We start from the raw sequence: 19,147 nt of genomic DNA on the forward strand, positions 1-19,147 counted from the left end.
GGGAGATTATAAAGAAACGTAAAGTAATCCTGCGCACAAGATCACAATTGCGGGAAGCGGCGCGAAAAAGGCCCGCCAAATGCTGCGCTGCGGGCGGAATCCGAAACCGTGGATCACCCCGGCGCACACCGCCCAAATCAGCAGCAGCCCTTCCCAAATCTCCAGCGAACTGGTTTTGGCGGCGAAACGCGTCGGATCCCAGAACACGCACCCCGCCAAAACCAACGCCAGCACCAGGGAAAGGGCCCGGATCGGGCCCTTGTCGGTGACAGCGTACAGCTTGTCAATCACGGACGAGCTCATCACTTACCGTCTTGCTGAGCTTTAGTCGCTTCGCTCTGCTCAAGCGCCAGCGCCGTGATGATGCCGAAGGCGCAGGCAAGAAGCGTTCCGAGAATCCAGGCAAAATACCACATGGTTTAGCTCCTTATCCTTAGTACAGCGAATGCTTGTTGTTTTCGATGTAGTTCTTGTCGAGGCGACCGAACATTTTGTAGTACGACCAGCTGGTGTACGCCAAAACGATAGGCACAAAGATCGCCGCCACGACGGTCATCACTTTCAGCGTCAACAGGCTCGACGTCGCGTCCCACATGGTCAGGCTGACGTTAGGCACGGTGCTGGACGGCATCACGAACGGGAACATGGTGACCCCGGCGGTGAGGATGACGCAGGCGATGGTCAGCGACGAGGTGACGAACGCCAGCGCGCCTTTCTCCAGACGCGAGAACAGGATGGTGAACAACGGCAGCACCACGCCCAGCGCAGGCAACGCCCACAGCAGCGGATACTTGTTGAAGTTGATCAGCCAGGCGCCGGCCTGATGCGCCACTTCTTTACGCATCGGGTTGGATTCCGCCAGGGTGTCCAGCGCCGACGTCACGACGAAGCCGTCGATGCCTTTCACCAGCCATACGCCCGCCAGCAGGAAGCACACCGCCATGATCAGCGTCGCGATCTGCGCCGCAGCGCGTGAACGCAGGTGGATCTCGCCGGTGGTGCGCATTTGCAGGTAGGTCGCCCCCTGGGTGACCAGCATGGTCAGGCTGACCACGCCCGCCAACAGACCGAACGGATTCAGCAGTTGGAAGAAGTTGCCGGTGTAGAACAGGCGCATGTACTCGTCCATGTGGAACGGCACGCCCTGCAGCAGGTTGCCGAACGCCACGCCGAAGACCACGGCAGGCACAAAGGAGCCGATGAAGATGCCCCAGTCCCACATGTTGCGCCAGCGGCTGCTCTCCAGCTTGGAACGGTAGTCGAAACCGACCGGGCGGAAGAACAAGGCGGCCAGCACCAGGATCATGGCGACGTAGAAGCCGGAGAAGGCCGCTGCGTAGACCATCGGCCAGGCGGCGAACAGCGCGCCGCCTGCGGTGATCAGCCACACCTGGTTACCGTCCCAGTGCGGGGCGATGGAGTTGATCATCACCCGGCGCTCGGTATCGGTTTTCCCGATGATGCGCACCAGAATGCCGACGCCCATGTCGAAACCGTCGGTGACGGCGAAGCCGATCAGCAGTACGCCAACCAGGACCCACCAAATAAATCGCAGTACTTCATAGTCAAACATACGTGGACTCCTGTTTAGCGCGCTTCCTGCACGGCGGCAGTCGGTTGTTCAAAGTGATAGCGGCCGGTTTTCAGGCTGCTTGGACCCAGACGCGCAAACTTGAACATCAGGTACAATTCAGCCACCAGGAACAGGGTGTACAAGCCGCAGATCAGCCCCATCGAGAACAGAATGTCGCCCGCGGTCAGCGAAGAGTTGGCGACCGCCGTCGGCAGCACCTCACCAATCGCCCACGGTTGACGGCCGTATTCCGCCACGAACCAGCCGGACTCGATCGCGATCCAAGGCAGCGGCAAACCGTACAGCGCCGCGCGGTGCAGCCATTTTTTCTGGCCGATGCGGCCGCGGATCACGTTCCAGAACGACAGGCCGATGATCAACAGCATGATCACGCCACAGGCCACCATGATGCGGAAGGCAAAGTACAGCGGCGCCACGCGCGGAATGGAGTCCTTGGTCGCCAGCTGGATCTGCGCTTCCGTCGCGTCGGTGACGTTCGGGGTATAGCGCTTCAGCAGCATGCCGTAGCCCAGGTCTTGCTTGGTTTTGTTGAATTCGGCGCGCACCGCAGGATCGGTGTTGCCGCCGCGCAGCTCTTCCAGCAGCTGGTAGGCTTTCATCCCGTTGCGGATGCGCACTTCATGCTGCGCCATCAGATCTTTCAGGCCGATGACCTGAGTGTCCGTGGAGCGGGTGGCGATCAGGCCAAGCGCATACGGGATCTGAATAGAGAAGGAGTTTTCCATCTTGTCCTGATCGGGAATGCCGAACAGGGTGAAGGACGCCGGCGCCGGCTGGGTGTCCCATTCCGCTTCGATAGCGGCCAGTTTGGTTTTCTGCACGTCGCCCATTTCGTAGCCGGATTCATCACCCAGAACGATAACGGACAGAATGGCAGCCATACCGAAGCTGGCAGCGATGGCGAAGGAGCGCTTGGCGAAGGCGATGTCGCGGCCTTTCAGCAGGTAGTAGGAGCTGATGCCCAGAACGAACATCGCGCCACAGGTGTAGCCGGAAGCCACGGTGTGAACGAATTTCACCTGCGCAACCGGGTTAAGCACCAGTTCGGAGAAGCTGACCATCTCCATGCGCATGGTTTCGAAGTTGAAATCCGACGCGATCGGGTTCTGCATCCAGCCGTTGGCGACCAGGATCCACAGCGCGGACAGGTTGGAGCCGAGGGCCACGAACCAAGTTACCGCCATGTGCTGCACCTTGCTCAGACGATCCCAGCCGAAGAAGAACAGGCCGACCAGCGTCGATTCAAGGAAGAACGCCATCAGACCTTCGATAGCCAGTGGGGCCCCGAAGATATCGCCGACGTAGTGAGAGAAATACGACCAGTTAGTCCCGAACTGGAACTCCATGGTCAAACCGGTGGCCACACCCAGAGCAAAGTTAATCGCAAATAACTTTCCCCAGAATTTGGTCATGTCTTTATAGATTTGTTTGCCAGACAGGACATATACCGTTTCCATAATTGCCAGCAAGAACGCCATACCGAGCGTTAATGGGACAAATAAGAAATGGTACATCGCCGTTAAAGCAAACTGTAAGCGCGACAGTTCGACAATATCAAACATCTTGACTCCTTGCTCCTCGCAGGAAGACTCCGACACGCGGTTATCGGCACGCCTCTTTCAAAGCCGCCAGTAACGCCCCGCAGTGAATGCCCTTAAACACAACAAATTTGATCCAGCTTCTCCGCTTTCAACCGCACACTCGGCCAATAGCCCCTCGGGCCCTCGACAAGCACGCCACTGAAAACCGACAACGGGTAACAAATGCAACAAGATCAACCATCCATAATCACAACATGGATGATACTCGCCCAATCCCACACAATAAATAGGTTTTTACGTGACGTGGGTTAGACTTTTGGTTACAGGTCAAATCTTAGCCGAAAGAGGTACTTCGGGCTAATTTGATCTGAGACAATTTAAGCCTATCCGCATCTTATTTCCATATTCATCAGCACATTTCGCATAATTTTCTTAGGGTCATGTTGCGCAATGGTTTAATTGTTTTTTAATGATATTTTTGTGTTAAATAAATGTAATTTAAAAGAGCCGCCATTGTATTATTACGCGCTTATTATGCGACATAATTAACCTTTTATTTCCAATAAGCCGTGACAGTGATAGCAGTCACAAAACAACAAATCTCTCTCCAATATTAGTCTATTTCTCGCGATGGGATCGTAAAGGTTGCGATTTTGTAGCAGAATGACCACTTATGTTAAAATTGCATTGAGTGACAATAACTTATGAAAAAAATCATCTTTGCCTCTGTCTTGGGACTCTCGGGAAACGCCATGGCCGCCGAAACGGTAAATATCACCCTGCTGGGCACCTCCGATCTGCACGGCACCTTCGTGCCCTGGGACTACGCCAGCGACACGGAGAATCTGGCGGGCAGCCTGAGCCAGATAGCCACCCAGGTCAAAAAGGTGCGCGCCGAGCAGCCCAACCTGATCCTGGTGGACGCCGGCGACACCATTCAGGGCAACTTCGTCGAAACCTTCAAGCATGAGGCCGTCAGCCCGATGATGCTGGGCCTCAACGCGCTCAATTATGACGTCTGGGTGATGGGCAACCACGAGTTCGACTTCGGCCTGCCGGTGCTGGCTACGCCGCTCAAGCAGTTCAAGGGCGCCGCGCTGGCGGGCAATATCGTCTGGGACAACGGCAAGCCCTATCTGCCGGCCTACACCATCGTCGAACGCCAGGGCGTGAAGATCGGCATTATCGGCATGGACACGCCGATGACCGCGGAATTCGCCAAGGGCACCGATCGCATCAAAGGGCTGAACTTCACCGATCCGGTGCAGGCGGTGAAGCAGGTCATCAGGCAAATCGACGGCCAGGTCGACGCCATCGTGCTGGTGGCGCATATGGGCATCGACAATGAGAACCAGCGCCCCGGCACCGGCGTGGCCGACATCGCCAACGCCAACCCGGAGCTGGCGGCGATCGTCGCCGGCCATATGCATGTGAAGATCGACAAAGCGGTGGTTAACGGCGTCATCATCACCGAACCGGATAAATACGGTCGCGCGCTGTCGCGCATCGATCTGCAGTTTGAACGCCGCGACGGCAAATTCACGCTGATCGACAAAAACAGCTACACCTACCCCATCAAGGGGATGACGCCGGACAGCGCCATGCAGGCTCTCTACCAGCCGTACCATGACATTTTGCGCGCCAATGCCAACCGGGTCGTGGCGAAGCTGAGCGGCAGCGATCTGGTGCCCGCCGACGAATTCCGCGGCATTCCCCAGGTGCACGTGCAGGATACCGGCATCAGCGCGCTGTTCCAGCAGGCCGCCCGCCACTATGCGCCGCTGGCGCAGGTGATCGCCCTGCAGATCGACAACGATCGCGCCAAACTGGACGTCGGCGACATCAAGGCCAAGGACATCGCCTTTAACTACCAATACGCCGGCGGCGAGATCACCGTGTATCAGCTCAACGGCAAAGCGCTTAAACGCTACATGGAGTGGTCCGCCGACTATTTCAATCAGCTGCAGCCGGGCGACGTCACCTACAGCTTTAACCCGGCGCGGCGATCGTCCAAATATTCCACCAACGATTTCTTCGACGGCGTCACTTACACCATCGATCTGCGCCAACCCGCCGGCGCGCGCATCGTCGATCTGCGCCTGACGGACGGCACGCCGGTCACCGACGATATGCCGATCCGTCTGGGCATGAACAGTTACCGCATGGGCCACCTGACGCAAAAGGGTGGCGCGCTGGAGGGGCAATCCTTCCCGGTGCTGTTCGACAGCAAAGCGCAATACGGTGAAGAAGAAGGCACCATTCGCCACCTGACCCTGCGCTACCTGACGGAAGTGAAACACGGCCAGTATCAGGGCGTGGCGCCGCAGCGCTGGAAGCTGGTCGGCATGGAGGGTTACGAACCGCAGCGGGCGATCGTCAAACGGCTGCTCAATGAGGGCGTTATCCAGGTACCGACCACCGACGACGGCCGCTACACCAACGTCGCGTCGATCAACGTCAAAAACGCGCTGTTCCGCAACGCCGACGATTACCGCGCCGCCCTCACCTCGCTGGAGCAACAGCGCCAAACCGCCGTGGATCCGGTGCAACAGCGCCGCCTGCAGGATCGGATCGCGCTGATCAAGGCGCTCAACGGCTTCTGATCGTCGCCCATAAAAAAGGCCACCCAATGGGTGGCCAAACATGTCGAGATAGTGTTATTTCGTACTAAATGCTTAGCGCTTCAGCACCGCTTTTACCGCGTCGCCGATGTCCGCCAGGCTGCGAACGGTTTTCACGCCCGCCGCTTCCAGCGCAGCAAACTTCTCGTCCGCCGTGCCTTTGCCGCCTGCAATGATGGCGCCCGCGTGGCCCATGCGCTTGCCTTTCGGCGCGGTTACGCCGGCGATGTAGCCGACAACCGGTTTGGTGACGTGTTCTTTGATGTAAGCTGCTGCTTCTTCTTCAGCGCTGCCGCCGATCTCACCGATCATCACGATCGCTTCGGTCTGCGGATCCTGCTGGAACATCTTCAGGATATCGATGAAGTTGGAGCCCGGGATCGGGTCGCCGCCGATGCCCACGCAGGTGGATTGGCCCAGACCGGCATCGGTGGTTTGTTTCACCGCTTCATAGGTCAGGGTGCCGGAGCGGGAAACGATGCCCACTTTGCCCGGCAGGTGGATGTGGCCAGGCATGATGCCGATTTTGCACTCGCCTGGGGTGATCACGCCTGGGCAGTTCGGCCCGATCATGCGCACGCCGGCTTCGTCCAGCTTCACTTTCACGGTCAGCATGTCCAGGGTCGGGATGCCTTCGGTGATGGTGATGATCAGTTTGATACCGGCATCGATCGCTTCCAGGATGGAGTCTTTGCAGAACGGCGCTGGAACGTAGATGACCGAGGCAGTGGCGCCGGTCGCTTCAACCGCTTCGCGCACGGTGTTGAACACCGGCAGGCCCAGGTGCTGAGTGCCGCCTTTGCCCGGGGTTACGCCGCCAACCATTTTGGTGCCGTAAGCGATAGCTTGTTCGGAGTGGAAAGTCCCCTGGCTACCGGTGAAGCCCTGGCAAATTACTTTGGTGTTCTGATCGATTAAAATGGACATTATTTACCCTCCACTGCTGCAACAACTTGCTGAGCCGCATCAGTCAGGCTGGTCGCAGCAATGATATTCAGGCCGCTGTCCGCCAGTTTCTTGGCGCCCAGTTCGGCGTTGTTCCCTTCCAAGCGCACCACCACCGGGACGTTAACGCCCACTTCGGCCACTGCGCCGATGATGCCGTCGGCGATCAGATCGCAACGTACGATACCACCGAAGATGTTAACCAGAACCGCTTTCACCTTGTCGTCGGACAGGATGATTTTGAACGCTTCGGTCACGCGCTCTTTGGTCGCGCCGCCGCCAACGTCCAGGAAGTTGGCCGGTTCGCCGCCGTGCAGTTTAACGATGTCCATGGTGCCCATCGCCAGGCCGGCGCCGTTAACCATGCAGCCGATGTTGCCGTCGAGGGCAACGTAGTTCAGCTCCCACTGAGCCGCACGGGATTCGCGCTCGTCTTCCTGGGAAGGGTCACGCATTTCACGCAGTTCCGGCTGGCGGAACAGGGCGTTGCCGTCGGCGCCCAGTTTGCCGTCCAGACACACCAGATCGCCCTGCTTGGTGATCACCAGCGGGTTGATCTCAACCATCGCCAGGTCACGCTCCAGGAACAGCGTCGCCAGGCCCATGAAGATCTTGGCGAACTGGCTGACTTGCTTACCGGTCAGGCCCAGTTTGAAGGCCAGCTCACGGCCCTGATAAGGCTGTGGACCCGCCAGCGGATCGATGGTCATTTTGTGGATCAGTTCTGGGGTTTCTTCCGCCACCTTCTCGATTTCCACGCCGCCTTCGGTAGACGCCATGAACACGATGCGACGGGTCGCACGGTCTACGACGGCGCCCAGGTACAGTTCTTTATCGATGTCGGTCGCCGCTTCTACCAGGATCTGGTTAACCGGCTGGCCCAGCGCGTCAGTCTGGTAAGTCACCAGACGCTTGCCCAACCAGGCTTCCGCGAAGGCACGGATATCTTCTTTGCTGTTGACGACTTTAACGCCGCCCGCTTTACCGCGGCCGCCAGCATGAACCTGACATTTCACCACCCACGGGCCGGAGCCGATTTTGGATGCGGCTTCTTCTGCTTCACGCGGAGTGGTACAGGCGTAACCGGTTGGTGCCGGCATGCCATACCGAGCAAACAGCTGTTTTGCCTGATATTCGTGTAAATTCATGATGTTCTATCCATTCAGTTCTGAAGGTTTTTAGCCGGACCATTATTACGCGGTAAACCGCATGGTTTTCCGGCCACATAGCACAGAGTGCGGGCGCGGCATGCCGCGCCCGGCAAGGGTTACTAGACGTCCAGCAGCAGACGAGCCGGATCTTCCAGCATCTCTTTGACCGTCACCAGATAACCGACGGATTCTTTACCGTCGATCAGGCGGTGGTCATAAGACAGCGCCAGATACATCATCGGCTGGATCACCACCTGACCATTGACCGCCATTGGGCGATCTTTGATGGCGTGCATGCCCAGGATGGCGCTCTGCGGCGGGTTGATGATCGGGGTGGACATCAGGGAGCCGAATACGCCGCCGTTGGTAATGGTGAAGTTACCGCCGGTCAGCTCTTCCACGGTCAGTTTGCCGTCGCGGCCCTTAACGGCCAACTCTTTGATTTTCTTCTCGATGTCAGCCATGCTCATGGCGTCTACATCGCGCAATACCGGCGTCACCAGGCCGCGCGGAGTAGAAACCGCGATGCTGATGTCGAAGTAGTTGTGGTAAACCACGTCGGAACCGTCGATCGACGCGTTCACTTCCGGGAAGCGCTTCAGCGCTTCAACCACCGCCTTGATATAGAAGGACATGAAGCCCAGACGCACGCCGTGACGCTTCTCGAAGGCTTCGCCGTACTGCTTGCGCAGATCCATGATCGGCTGCATGTTGATTTCGTTGAAGGTGGTCAGCATCGCGGTGCTGTTTTTCGCTTCCAGCAGACGCTCGGCGACGCGTTTGCGCAGGCGAGTCATCGGCACGCGTTTTTCGCTGCGGCCGGCCAGAGCAGGCTGCGGTGCGGCTTCAGCGGCGGCGGCCGGTTTGGCAGCGGCGCCGCCTTTGGCCAGGTGCGCTTCCACGTCTTCACGCGTGATACGGCCACCCACGCCGGTGCCTTTGATGGCGCCGGCATCGAGATCGTGTTCGGCGATCAGGCGGCGAATCGCCGGGCTGAGCGCGTCATTGCTTTCTTCTTCCAGGCTCGCGGTAGCGCGCTGGGCAGGCGTGGCTTCTTTCTCCTGGCTCTTTTCAGCGGTCGGCTTGCCGGAGCTGTCGCCCGGACGGATGCGGCCGAGCAGTTGGCGAGACAGTACGGTCGCGCCCTCTTCTTCCACGATAGCATCGAGAATGCCCGCTTCACTGGCCGGCACTTCCAACACCACTTTGTCGGTTTCGATTTCAACAAGGACTTCATCACGCTGCACGCTGTCGCCCGGTTTTTTGTGCCAGGTGGCTACGGTCGCATCGGCAACCGATTCAGGAAGGTCAGGAACCAGAATATCTACGCTACTCATTTAGCTTTCCCTTAAGTTTTTTATCATCTGCTTGCCGGCCCCTCGGCCGGCAAGCGAGCGAACATTAGTCAATATTCAGCGCGTCGTTCACCAGAGCCTGCTGCTGCTTCTGGTGCACGGACATATAGCCCACCGCCGGAGAAGCGGAGGCCGGACGTCCTGCGTAACGTAAAGAAGCCCCGAACGGCACCACTTCACGGAAGTTGTGTTGGCTGCAGTACCAGGCGCCCTGGTTCAGCGGCTCTTCCTGACACCAGACGAAATCATGCACGTGCGAGTATTGCTCCAGCACGGCCTGCACGGCCTGATGCGGGAACGGATACAGCTGCTCGATACGCACGATAGCCACGTCTTTCTGCTCGTTCTTGCGACGCTGTTCCAGCAGGTCGTAGTAGACCTTGCCGGAGCACAGCACGACGCGCTTGACCGCTTTCGGATCCAAGTCGTCGATCTCGCCGATCGCCGGCAGGAAGGTGCCGTTGGCCAATTCGTCCAGCGAAGAAATCGCCAGCGGGTGACGCAGCAGCGACTTCGGCGACATCACCACCAGCGGACGGCGCATACCGCGCAGCGCCTGACGGCGCAGCATATGGTAAACCTGCGCCGGCGTGGACGGGACGCACACTTGCATGTTCTGCTCTGCACACAGCTGCAGATAGCGTTCCAGACGCGCGGAAGAGTGCTCTGGGCCCTGGCCTTCATAGCCGTGCGGCAGCAGCATCACCAGGCCGCACATACGGCCCCATTTTTGCTCGCCGGAGCTGATGAACTGGTCGATAACGACCTGCGCGCCGTTGGCGAAGTCACCGAACTGCGCTTCCCAGATGGTCAGCGTGCGCGGTTCCGCCGTGGCGTAGCCGTATTCGAACGCCAGCACCGCTTCTTCGGACAGCACGGAGTCCCAGACCTTGAATTCGCCCTGGCCGCTGTGGATGTTCGCCAGCGGAACGTAGACGGAACCGTTTTTCTGGTTGTGCACCACCGCATGACGGTGGAAGAAGGTGCCGCGGCCGGCGTCTTCACCTGAGATGCGGATCGGGATGCCTTCATCCGCCATGGTGGCGTAGGCCAGCGTTTCTGCGGCGCCCCAGTCGAACGGCTTGTTGCCCGCCGCCATCTCGGCGCGGTCCGCGTAGATTTTCGCCACGCGCGACTGCATTTCGATCGCTTCCGGCACGGTGCTGATGCGACGTGCCAGCTCCTGCAGGCGCTTCATCTCAACCTTGCTCGGGTACTCTTCGTCCCACTCGTGGTTCAGGTACGGTGACCAGGTGAAGGAGTGCAGGTTCATCGGACGCCATTCTTCAACCACACAATCGCCGCGGTCGAGCGCGTCACGGTACAGGTTGACCATTTCCGTGGCATCTTCCAGGCTGGCCACGTTCTGCTCGGTCAGAACGTCAGCGTAGATTTTGCGCGGCGTAGGGTGTTTCTTGATCTTCTGATACATCACCGGCTGGGTAGCGCTCGGCTCGTCGGCCTCGTTGTGCCCATGGCGACGGTAGCAAACCAGATCGATCATCACGTCACGCTTAAAGGTGTTACGGAAATCCAACGCCAGGCGGGTGACGAAGGCCACGGCCTCCGGATCGTCCGCGTTGACGTGGAAGATCGGTGCCTGAACCATTTTGGCGATGTCGGTGCAGTATTCGGTAGAGCGCGCATCCAGCGGGTTGGAGGTGGTGAAACCAACCTGGTTGTTGATGACGATACGCACGGTGCCGCCCACTTCGTAGCCGCGAGCCTGAGACATGTTCAGGGTTTCCTGAACCACGCCCTGGCCGGTGATGGCGGCGTCGCCGTGAATGGTGATCGGCAGCACCATGTTGCTGCGCGCTTCGTCCAAGCGATCGCGACGGGCGCGAACCGAGCCCATGACCACCGGGCTAACGATCTCCAGGTGCGACGGGTTGAACGCCAGCGCCAGGTGAACCATGCCGCCTTCGGTTTCCACGTCGGAAGAGAAGCCCTGGTGGTATTTCACGTCACCGGTGCCGAGGTGTTCTTTATGCTTGCCGGCGAATTCGTCGAACAGATCGGCCGGCTTTTTGCCCAGCACGTTGATCAGCACGTTCAGACGACCGCGGTGGGCCATGCCCAGCACCACTTCGCGCGTGCCGTTCTTGCCGGCGTGGCGCACCATCTCTTTCAGCATCGGCACCAGCGCGTCGCCGCCTTCCAGCGAGAAGCGTTTGGCGCCCGGGAATTTGGCGCCCAGGTAGCGTTCCAGGCCTTCCGCCGCGGTCAGCTCGTTCAGGAAACGGCGTTTTTCGTCGGCGGTAAAGCTGGCGCGCCCCACCACCGACTCGATGCGCTGTTGGATCCAGCGTTTCTCTTCGGTGTTGGTGATGTGCATGTACTCAGCGCCGATCGACCCGCAATAGGTCTGCTTCAGCGCGGCGTACAGATCGCCCAGCTTCATGGTTTCTTTGCCGATGGCGAAAGAGCCCACGTTGAAGGTTTCCTGGAAATCGGCTTCGGTCAGGTTGTGGTAAGCGGGATCAAGGTCAGGAACTTGCTCGCGCTGCCACAGGCCGAGCGGATCGAGGTTGGCATGCTGATGCCCGCGGAAGCGGAAGGCGTTGATCAGCTGCAGTACCTTGACCTGTTTGGCGTCGGTTTCCGGATCGGTGATGGTGGTATTGTAGCGCGCGGAGTCTTTCGCCAGGCGGCGGAAGTAATCGCGCGTTTGAGAGTGAAGCTGATCGGGTTTGACACCCGCGGTTGGTAGCTGTTGAAAAATGGAACGCCAGCTATCTTCAACGGAACCCGGATCGGTTAAGAAGTCTTCATAGAGCTGCTCTATGTAAGACTGGTTCGCGCCCGCCAGATAGGAGGAATCCAGCCAGGCCTTCATTGCGCCGTTCTGCATCATGATCCCTTAAGCTTTGAAGCTTTAGTTTTCGCCGTGGTTAACATAATTACCGTGATGAATACGGTTTGCCGTAAAACGGTTCACTCGACGTACTTGCGGCCATGACGGCCCGATACGTTCTGTTATGGACCTTGCGGTCCCTTACAAGGAACCTCTAAAAACCGGCGGAAGAACCAGGCTGCATAGCGCCGCAGCCGCGGGTCAGTTTTTAGAGGTTCCCTCCCCTATGGGATGTGCGCCGGAAAAGAGCCCGGCGCAGCATCTCATTCCGTTTATGCGCCGCGTTGCAGCAGCATGGACTTGATATGCCCGATCGCACGCGTCGGGTTCAAGCCTTTAGGACATACACTGACACAATTCATAATGCTATGGCAGCGGAAAACACTAAAAGCGTCGTCCAGATCATCTAAACGTTCTTGCGTTTCCGTGTCACGGCTGTCGATCAGGAAGCGATACGCCGCCAGCAGACCGGCAGGCCCGATGAACTTGTCCGGGTTCCACCAGAACGATGGGCAAGAGGTCGAGCAGCAGGCGCACAGAATGCACTCGTACAGACCGTCCAGCTTGGCGCGCTGCTCCGGCGACTGCAGGTGCTCGCGCGCCGGCGGGTTCTTGCCGTCGTTCAGCAGGTATGGCTTGATCTTTTCATACTGTGTATAGAACTGGCCCATATCCACCACCAGATCGCGCACCACCGGCAGGCCCGGCAGCGGACGGATCACGATCTTGCCGTTACCTTTGCGCAGCGACGAAATCGGGGTGATGCACGCCAGGCCGTTTTTACCGTTCATGTTCAGGCCGTCGGAACCGCACACGCCTTCGCGGCATGAGCGACGGAACGACAGGGTCGGGTCTTTTTCTTTCAGCTGGATCAACGCATCCAGCAGCATCATGTCGCGACCTTCTTCCGCTTCCAGGGTGTAATCCTGCATGTGCGGCGCGTCATCGACATCCGGGTTGTAGCGATAAATGGAAAATTCGAGTTTCATCTGTCGATCTCCGCAATTAGTAAGAACGCACTTTCGGCGGGAATGCCGGGCGCAGCTTCGGTTGCATGTTCACTTCACGACGCGTCATGCTTTCCGATTGCGGCAGATACAGCGAATGGCACAGCCAGTTGGCGTCATCGCGTTCCGGGTAGTCGAAGCGGCTGTGCGCGCCACGGCTCTCGGTACGGAAGTTGGCCGACACGGCGGTGGAATACGCGGTCTCCATCAGGTTATCCAACTCCAGGCACTCGATGCGCTGGGTGTTGAACTCGCTGGAGGTATCGTCCAGGCGTGCGTTCTTCAGACGTTCACGGATCACTTTCAGTTCTTCCAGGCCCTTGGCCATCGCATCGCCTTCGCGGAATACCGAGAAGTTGTGCTGCATGCAAGACTGCAGCGCCTTGCGAATTTCGACCGGGTCTTCGCCGGAACGGGTGTTGTTCCAACGGTTCAGACGATCCAGCGAGGCTTCCACGTCGGAGTCGCTGGCGTCACGGCTCACGCCCTGCTCTTCCAGCGATTCCTGCAGGTGCATGCCGGCGGAACGGCCGAACACCACCAGGTCGAGCAGCGAGTTGCCGCCCAAGCGGTTGGCGCCGTGCACCGATACGCAGGCGATTTCGCCCACCGCGAACAGTCCCGGGATCACCACGTCTTCGCCTTTCTCGTTCACGGTCAACGCCTGGCCGGTCACCTTGGTCGGAATGCCGCCCATCATATAGTGACAGGTTGGGATAACCGGGATCGGCTCTTTCACCGGATCGACGTGCGCGAAGGTGCGGGACAGTTCCAGAATGCCCGGCAGACGGGATTCCAGCACCTCTTTACCCAGGTGATCCAGCTTCAGCTTGGCGTGCGGGCCCCAAGGACCGTCGCAGCCGCGGCCTTCGCGGATTTCGATCATGATCGAACGGGCAACCACGTCGCGGCCCGCCAGATCTTTGGCGTTCGGCGCATAACGCTCCATGAAGCGCTCGCCGTGTTTGTTCAGCAGGTAACCGCCTTCGCCGCGGCAGCCTTCGGTCACCAGCACGCCCGCGCCGGCGATACCGGTCGGGTGGAACTGCCACATTTCCATGTCCTGCACCGGCACGCCGGCGCGCAGCGCCATGCCGACACCGTCGCCGGTGTTGATGTGGGCGTTGGTGGTGGACTGGTAAATACGGCCTGCGCCGCCGGTCGCCAGCACGGTGGCCTTGGCTTTGAAGTAAACCACTTCACCGGTTTCGATGCAGATAGCCGTGGTGCCGACCACCGCGCCGTCCTGGTTTTTCACCAGATCGAGCGCATACCACTCGGAGAAGATGGTGGTGTGGTTTTTCAGGTTTTGTTGGTACAGGGTGTGCAGCAGCGCGTGGCCGGTACGGTCGGCTGCGGCTGCGGTACGCGCCGCCTGCTCGCCGCCGAAGTTCAGCGACTGGCCGCCGAACGGGCGCTGATAGATGCGGCCGTCGTCCAGACGAGAGAACGGCAGGCCCATGTGTTCCAGTTCCAGAATCGCTTCCGGGCCGGTTTTACACATATATTCGATGGCGTCCTGGTCACCGATATAGTCGGAACCTTTCACCGTGTCGTACATATGCCATTCCCAGTTGTCCTCGTGGCTGTTGCCGAGCGCGACGGTGATGCCGCCCTGTGCGGACACGGTATGGGAACGGGTCGGGAAAACTTTGGACAGCAGGGCACAGGTCGAGCCCGCTTGGGAAATTTGCAGCGCGGCACGCATGCCCGCACCGCCGGCGCCGATTACGACGGCATCAAACTCTCTGACTGGCAGTTTCATTTAAGCACCCCACACTACGATTGTTCCGTACAGTAAATAGACCAGCAACGCGACCACGACAGCCAGCTGCAACACCAGGCGAACCGCCAGCGGCTTGACGTAGTCCGTCAGCACCTGCCACAGCCCGATCCAGGCGTGCACCAGAATCGACAGCAAGGTCAGCAGAGTGAACACTTTCGTAATGGAAGTGGCGAAAAAACCGCGCCAGATGTCATAAGTGAGTTCCGGAGCCGTGACGAAGAAGCCCAGGATATACAGGACGTACAGGGTGATGATGATAGCGGAAGCGCGCAGCAGCAGCCAATCGTGCACGCCGTTGCGCCCTAATGCAGAAACGTTGTTTACCATACGAGGACTCCAGCCAGAACTGACAGCACGACGGTCAGGCCGATCGCCACCTGGGCGGAACGGGTACCGGCGGCCAAACTCTCTTCGATGTAGCCAAAATCCATTAACAAGTGACGGATGCCACCGCAAATGTGATAGGCCAGCGCCGTGAGGATGCCCCAGAATATGAATTTGACGATGAAGCTATTCATGATGGCGGCCGCCTGCAGGAACCCCTCTTGGGAAGAGAGTGACAGGCCCAGCAGCCAGAGGAGGATACCCACGGCAACGAAGGTAATTACGCCAGAGACTCGGTGTAAGATAGACGCTATCGCAGTTACGGGGAACCGGATCGTTTGCAGATCCAAGTTGACAGGTCGTTGTTTTTTCACGTATTTGCCCACACAGCTCTTATTATTTTCCTTCCTCCGGGCCTGGGCGGGGATCAGACAGCGTTAAGAGCCTAAAACCCTTACACGTCACGCGCTCAAACATCAACATCCTCTGTGCTCAAACGGCGCGCATTTATAACGCTGGGTGCTCCTACTTCAGGGTAATCCGGAGACCTGGCGGCAGTATAGGAGGATCACATTCTGATTACAATTCTCATACAACCGCTTTGATAACATTTCCCCCGAACAGTGATTCAGATCACGAATTTCACAATTAGTGCAAAATTAATTATCTGATTTGACAAGAGATCAACATTTCCATTACATATAGGGGCACAAACGGTCCTATGATGCGCTATGGGTCAGCAGATACACTTCCCCCCGGGTTCGAGTTGTGCAACAGTGTATTTGACGAACCTATCCCAATAGCCGTTGTTTCCCGCTCGATTTTGCCGGCGTCAAAAAGCAAATAAAGCAAATAAAAACAGATTATTGGGATAGGTTCACATCTCTTCGAACAGCTCATAGGTAAGATTAACAGACTATAACGAATTACTATGAATCGTTAACAACTGGTCACCCGTCTCGTTCGCCTGGTCAGCACTCTGTACCCTACCCGCGCACAGTTGCGCAGTCGCTCACAGAGTTAGCGTCCGCACCATTTTTTTGCGGGCAACCTGCAGAGATTTAAGGTATTTCAGTTGTTAGTGGTTTTTAAAATAAGGCGCTAAGGAGACAGTAAATGACTGATAAGAAAGCGACGCTAACCATTAACGACAGCGAAGCTCCGATCGAACTGGGCGTATTGACACCGACACTGGGCCCCGATGTCCTTGATGTCCGCGCTCTGGGTTCCAAAGGTTATTTCACATTTGATCCCGGCTTTACCTCCACCGCTTCTTGCGAATCCAAGATTACCTTCATCGACGGCGACAAAGGCGTGCTGCTGCACCGCGGCTTCCCTATCGAGCAGCTGGCGAAAGAATCTTCCTACCTGGAAGTGTGCTACATCCTGCTGTACGGCGAGACCCCAACGCCGGAAGAGTTCGAGACCTTCAAAACCACCGTCACCCGCCACACCATGATCCACGACCAGATCACTCATCTGTTCCGTGGCTTCCGTCGCGACTCGCACCCGATGGCGGTGCTGTGCGGCGTGACCGGCGCGCTGGCGGCGTTCTACCACGATGCGCTGGACGTCAACAACGAGCGTCACCGTGAAATCACCGCGTTCCGCCTGCTGTCCAAAATGCCGACCGTGGCGGCGATGTGCTACAAATACTCCCTGGGCCAGCCGTTCGTTTACCCGCGCAACGATCTGTCCTATGCCGGCAACTTCCTGCACATGATGTTCGCCACCCCGTGCGAAGAGTACGTGGTGAACCCGGTGCTGGAACGCGCCATGGATCGCATCCTGATCCTGCACGCCGACCATGAGCAGAACGCCTCTACCTCTACCGTGCGCACCGCCGGCTCTTCCGGCGCCAACCCGTTCGCCTGCATCGCGGCCGGCATCGCCTCCCTGTGGGGGCCGGCACACGGCGGCGCCAACGAAGCGGCGCTGAAAATGCTGGAAGAGATCAAGACCGTCGAGCACATTCCGGAATTCATCAAGCGTGCCAAGGACAAGAACGACTCCTTCCGCCTGATGGGCTTCGGCCACCGCGTGTACAAGAACTACGATCCGCGCGCTACCGTGATGCGCGAAACCTGTCACGAAGTGCTGAAAGAGCTGAACAAGAAGGACGACAACCTGCTGCAGGTCGCGATGGAGCTGGAACACATCGCGCTGAACGACCCGTACTTCATCGAGAAGAAACTGTACCCGAACGTCGACTTCTACTCCGGCATCATCCTGAAGGCGATGGGTATTCCTTCTTCCATGTTCACCGTGATCTTCGCCATCGCGCGCACCATCGGCTGGATCGCCCACTGGAACGAAATGCACGACGAAGGCATCAAAATTGCCCGTCCGCGTCAGCTGTACACCGGCTATGCCGAACGCGATTTCAAATCCCAGCTGAAAAACAAGTAAGCCGCTTTCCCGGCTGAAACCGCACAGCGCCGCCCCTTCGGGCGGCGTTTTTTTTTTGGTTATTTCTGGCAGCCCGGGCACCAATAAAACGGCCGCGACGATAGCTCGGTACGCACGATCATCTCACCGCAGCGTTCGCAGGGCTCGCCGCTGCGATGAAACACCTTGAAGCGAAACAGCGCGCCGTGATGCCGGTTGTCATCCGCCTGCCCGCGCGTCTGGTAGGAAAGGCGCGGCACTGCCAGCAATGCTTCCGCCAGGCGGCGCAGCGCTTCCGGCGGCAGATCCTGCGGTTTGTGCTGCGGTGCCAGTTCGGCCTGCCACAGGATTTCGGCGCGCAGATAATTGCCCAATCCGGCGAGAAACGCCTGGTCGAGCAGCATGCCGCCCAGCTGCCGGCGGCGAAAACGCGGCGTCAGCAACCGCTCCTCCACATCGTCTACCGTCAGCGACATGTCCAACACGTCGGGGCCGATGCGTTGCAAAAACGGGTGTTGCTCTATCTCCTCGCGCGGCCCGACGGTAATGTCGGAAGCGCTGTAGAGCAATATCGCGCTGCGGGCGGTTTCCAGCCGCACCCGCAGATCGCGCCTGGTCTCCGGCGTCTCCCCGGCCGCCGCCACTTTCCACACGCCATACAGCTGGTTGTGGCTGTACATCGTCAACCCATTGGAGAAATGGGTCAGCAGCGCCTTGCCGCGCGGCTCGATGGCGACGATGCGCTCGCCGAGCAGACGCTGGCGATAGTGTTTCAACTGGGGAAAAGCGAAATCGACGGCGGTCAGCGGCTGATCGATCACCGCCGCCGCCAGTTTGTCCGCCGCCCGGCGAATCTCCGGTCCTTCCGGCATAGACCACTCCTTGCGTAGACCCGGCGCAGCCCGATGCGCCGGGGATGACATGATTAATGCGTCGCGCCGCCCACCACTTTCAGATCGTGTTCCACCTGCAAAGCGATGGAAACGGCCAGCTCCAATGCAAACAGCACCGTCGAGGCCGCCATGCTCGGCGCACCCGGGTGCGCCGCCGCCTGCTCCGGCAGGTACGGGATATGGATAAAGCCGCCCTTCACCTCGCGCTGGCCGCTCAAACGGTGCAGCAGGCCATACATGACATGGTTGCACACATAGGTGCCGGCGGTCTGCGAAACGGCGGCCGGAATGCCGGCCTCACGCATCGAACTGACCATCGCTTTAATCGGCAAGGTACTGAAATAGGCCGCCGGGCCGCCGGCGACGATCGGCTCGTCCACCGGCTGTTGCCCCTGATTGTCGGGGATACGCGCATCGTCGACGTTGATCGCCACCCGTTCAATCGTGATGTCGGTGCGGCCGCCGGCCTGGCCGATAGCCAGCACCATCACCGGCTGCACCTCGTCGATCGCCGCATTGAGCGCCTCCAGCGCCGCGCCGAACACGCACGGCAGTTGGCGCGCCACGATGCGCGTGCCGACCAGCTCCATATCATTGAGCTGCTTCACCACTTCCCAGGAGGGGTTAAGGCGCTCGCCGCCAAACGGCTCAAAGCCGGTAATCAATACTTTTTGCATCCTTACTC

At 58.7% G+C, this 19,147-nt stretch carries 16 protein-coding genes; 2 read left to right on the forward strand and 14 right to left on the reverse strand.

Annotated elements, in window-relative coordinates; all coding sequences use genetic code 11:
* Positions 1–6: 6 nt before the first annotated feature.
* Genes ybgE through cydA form a run of 4 tightly spaced genes read right to left on the reverse strand, consistent with a single transcriptional unit; the run spans position 7 to position 3,156 of the window.
* Entirely contained in the window at positions 7–303 is a 297-nt protein-coding gene (gene ybgE, locus ACJ8MK_RS05060) for a cyd operon protein YbgE (protein ID WP_033647158.1), read from the reverse strand.
* Complete coding sequence (gene cydX, locus ACJ8MK_RS05065; protein ID WP_004939868.1) at positions 303–416, reverse strand: cytochrome bd-I oxidase subunit CydX; 114 nt, start codon at positions 414–416, stop codon at positions 303–305. The genes ybgE and cydX overlap by 1 nt, the downstream gene beginning before the upstream one ends.
* 17 nt (positions 417–433) lie before the next feature.
* Complete coding sequence (gene cydB, locus ACJ8MK_RS05070) at positions 434–1,573, reverse strand: cytochrome d ubiquinol oxidase subunit II (RefSeq protein ID WP_019454033.1); 1,140 nt, start codon at positions 1,571–1,573, stop codon at positions 434–436.
* Between the two features lie 14 nt (positions 1,574–1,587).
* The gene (cydA, locus tag ACJ8MK_RS05075) at positions 1,588–3,156 is read right to left on the reverse strand and encodes a cytochrome ubiquinol oxidase subunit I (RefSeq protein ID WP_442517567.1); all 1,569 of its coding nucleotides are present in this window, start codon (positions 3,154–3,156) and stop codon (positions 1,588–1,590) included.
* Positions 3,157–3,839: 683 nt separating this feature from the next.
* Here cydA and ACJ8MK_RS05080 point away from each other — a divergent pair.
* Positions 3,840–5,738, forward strand: a complete 1,899-nt coding sequence (locus ACJ8MK_RS05080) for a bifunctional metallophosphatase/5'-nucleotidase (RefSeq protein WP_421085031.1) — start codon at positions 3,840–3,842, stop codon at positions 5,736–5,738.
* Between the two features lie 72 nt (positions 5,739–5,810).
* Here ACJ8MK_RS05080 and sucD read toward each other — a convergent pair whose 3' ends face one another.
* The 8 genes from sucD to sdhC all read right to left on the reverse strand — a co-directional run bounded on the left by sucD (position 5,811) and on the right by sdhC (position 15,567).
* Positions 5,811–6,683 (reverse strand): succinate--CoA ligase subunit alpha, encoded by an 873-nt coding sequence (gene sucD / locus ACJ8MK_RS05085; protein WP_442517568.1) that lies wholly within the window; start codon positions 6,681–6,683, stop codon positions 5,811–5,813.
* Positions 6,683–7,849 carry an ADP-forming succinate--CoA ligase subunit beta gene (gene sucC / locus ACJ8MK_RS05090; protein ID WP_015376978.1) on the reverse strand — a complete coding sequence of 389 codons (1,167 nt, stop codon included), beginning with the start codon at positions 7,847–7,849 and terminating at the stop codon, positions 6,683–6,685. Before sucC ends, sucD begins: the two co-directional genes overlap by 1 nt.
* Before the next feature lie 122 nt (positions 7,850–7,971).
* Positions 7,972–9,189, reverse strand: a complete 1,218-nt coding sequence (gene odhB, locus ACJ8MK_RS05095) for a 2-oxoglutarate dehydrogenase complex dihydrolipoyllysine-residue succinyltransferase (RefSeq protein ID WP_033637469.1) — start codon at positions 9,187–9,189, stop codon at positions 7,972–7,974.
* A 64-nt stretch (positions 9,190–9,253) separates the two neighbouring features.
* Positions 9,254–12,061: a 2-oxoglutarate dehydrogenase E1 component gene (gene sucA, locus ACJ8MK_RS05100; protein ID WP_047571677.1), complete on the reverse strand. Its 2,808-nt coding sequence runs from the start codon at positions 12,059–12,061 to the stop codon at positions 9,254–9,256.
* Positions 12,062–12,336: 275 nt separating this feature from the next.
* Positions 12,337–13,053 (reverse strand): succinate dehydrogenase iron-sulfur subunit, encoded by a 717-nt coding sequence (locus ACJ8MK_RS05105; protein WP_004939885.1) that lies wholly within the window; start codon positions 13,051–13,053, stop codon positions 12,337–12,339.
* A gap of 16 nt (positions 13,054–13,069) precedes the next feature.
* On the reverse strand, positions 13,070–14,836 hold the full coding sequence (gene sdhA / locus ACJ8MK_RS05110) for a succinate dehydrogenase flavoprotein subunit (RefSeq protein ID WP_015376974.1): 1,767 nt from the start codon (positions 14,834–14,836) through the stop codon (positions 13,070–13,072).
* Positions 14,837–15,184, reverse strand: a complete 348-nt coding sequence (gene sdhD, locus ACJ8MK_RS05115) for a succinate dehydrogenase membrane anchor subunit (RefSeq protein ID WP_004939891.1) — start codon at positions 15,182–15,184, stop codon at positions 14,837–14,839.
* Entirely contained in the window at positions 15,178–15,567 is a 390-nt protein-coding gene (sdhC, locus tag ACJ8MK_RS05120; RefSeq protein WP_004939893.1) for a succinate dehydrogenase cytochrome b556 subunit, read from the reverse strand. The genes sdhD and sdhC overlap by 7 nt, the downstream gene beginning before the upstream one ends.
* A gap of 730 nt (positions 15,568–16,297) precedes the next feature.
* Between sdhC and ACJ8MK_RS05125 the strand changes: the two genes are divergently transcribed.
* Positions 16,298–17,590: a citrate synthase gene (locus tag ACJ8MK_RS05125; protein ID WP_016928730.1), complete on the forward strand. Its 1,293-nt coding sequence runs from the start codon at positions 16,298–16,300 to the stop codon at positions 17,588–17,590.
* 59 nt (positions 17,591–17,649) lie between these two features.
* Here the strand turns inward: ACJ8MK_RS05125 and nei are convergent, their stop codons facing one another.
* Positions 17,650–18,441, reverse strand: a complete 792-nt coding sequence (nei, locus tag ACJ8MK_RS05130) for an endonuclease VIII (protein WP_162091430.1) — start codon at positions 18,439–18,441, stop codon at positions 17,650–17,652.
* Positions 18,442–18,494: 53 nt separating this feature from the next.
* A complete protein-coding gene (gene pcp / locus ACJ8MK_RS05135; RefSeq protein ID WP_016928732.1) occupies positions 18,495–19,139 on the reverse strand; it encodes a pyroglutamyl-peptidase I in 645 nt (214 codons plus the stop codon).
* Between the last annotated feature and the right edge of the window lie 8 nt (positions 19,140–19,147).

This window comes from Serratia sp. CY38905 (genome assembly GCF_052168875.1).
GTDB classification, from domain to species: domain Bacteria; phylum Pseudomonadota; class Gammaproteobacteria; order Enterobacterales; family Enterobacteriaceae; genus Serratia; species Serratia sarumanii.

Coding starts and splice junctions, on each gene's coding strand:
- ybgE (WP_033647158.1), bottom strand. CDS start 303: ATGAGCTCGTCCGTGATTGACAAGCTGTACGCTGTCACCGACAAGGGC.
- cydX (WP_004939868.1), bottom strand. CDS start 416: ATGTGGTATTTTGCCTGGATTCTCGGAACGCTTCTTGCCTGCGCCTTC.
- cydB (WP_019454033.1), bottom strand. CDS start 1,573: ATGTTTGACTATGAAGTACTGCGATTTATTTGGTGGGTCCTGGTTGGC.
- cydA (WP_442517567.1), bottom strand. CDS start 3,156: ATGTTTGATATTGTCGAACTGTCGCGCTTACAGTTTGCTTTAACGGCG.
- ACJ8MK_RS05080 (WP_421085031.1), top strand. CDS start 3,840: ATGAAAAAAATCATCTTTGCCTCTGTCTTGGGACTCTCGGGAAACGCC.
- sucD (WP_442517568.1), bottom strand. CDS start 6,683: ATGTCCATTTTAATCGATCAGAACACCAAAGTAATTTGCCAGGGCTTC.
- sucC (WP_015376978.1), bottom strand. CDS start 7,849: ATGAATTTACACGAATATCAGGCAAAACAGCTGTTTGCTCGGTATGGC.
- odhB (WP_033637469.1), bottom strand. CDS start 9,189: ATGAGTAGCGTAGATATTCTGGTTCCTGACCTTCCTGAATCGGTTGCC.
- sucA (WP_047571677.1), bottom strand. CDS start 12,061: ATGCAGAACGGCGCAATGAAGGCCTGGCTGGATTCCTCCTATCTGGCG.
- ACJ8MK_RS05105 (WP_004939885.1), bottom strand. CDS start 13,053: ATGAAACTCGAATTTTCCATTTATCGCTACAACCCGGATGTCGATGAC.
- sdhA (WP_015376974.1), bottom strand. CDS start 14,836: ATGAAACTGCCAGTCAGAGAGTTTGATGCCGTCGTAATCGGCGCCGGC.
- sdhD (WP_004939891.1), bottom strand. CDS start 15,184: ATGGTAAACAACGTTTCTGCATTAGGGCGCAACGGCGTGCACGATTGG.
- ACJ8MK_RS05125 (WP_016928730.1), top strand. CDS start 16,298: ATGACTGATAAGAAAGCGACGCTAACCATTAACGACAGCGAAGCTCCG.
- nei (WP_162091430.1), bottom strand. CDS start 18,441: ATGCCGGAAGGACCGGAGATTCGCCGGGCGGCGGACAAACTGGCGGCG.
- pcp (WP_016928732.1), bottom strand. CDS start 19,139: ATGCAAAAAGTATTGATTACCGGCTTTGAGCCGTTTGGCGGCGAGCGC.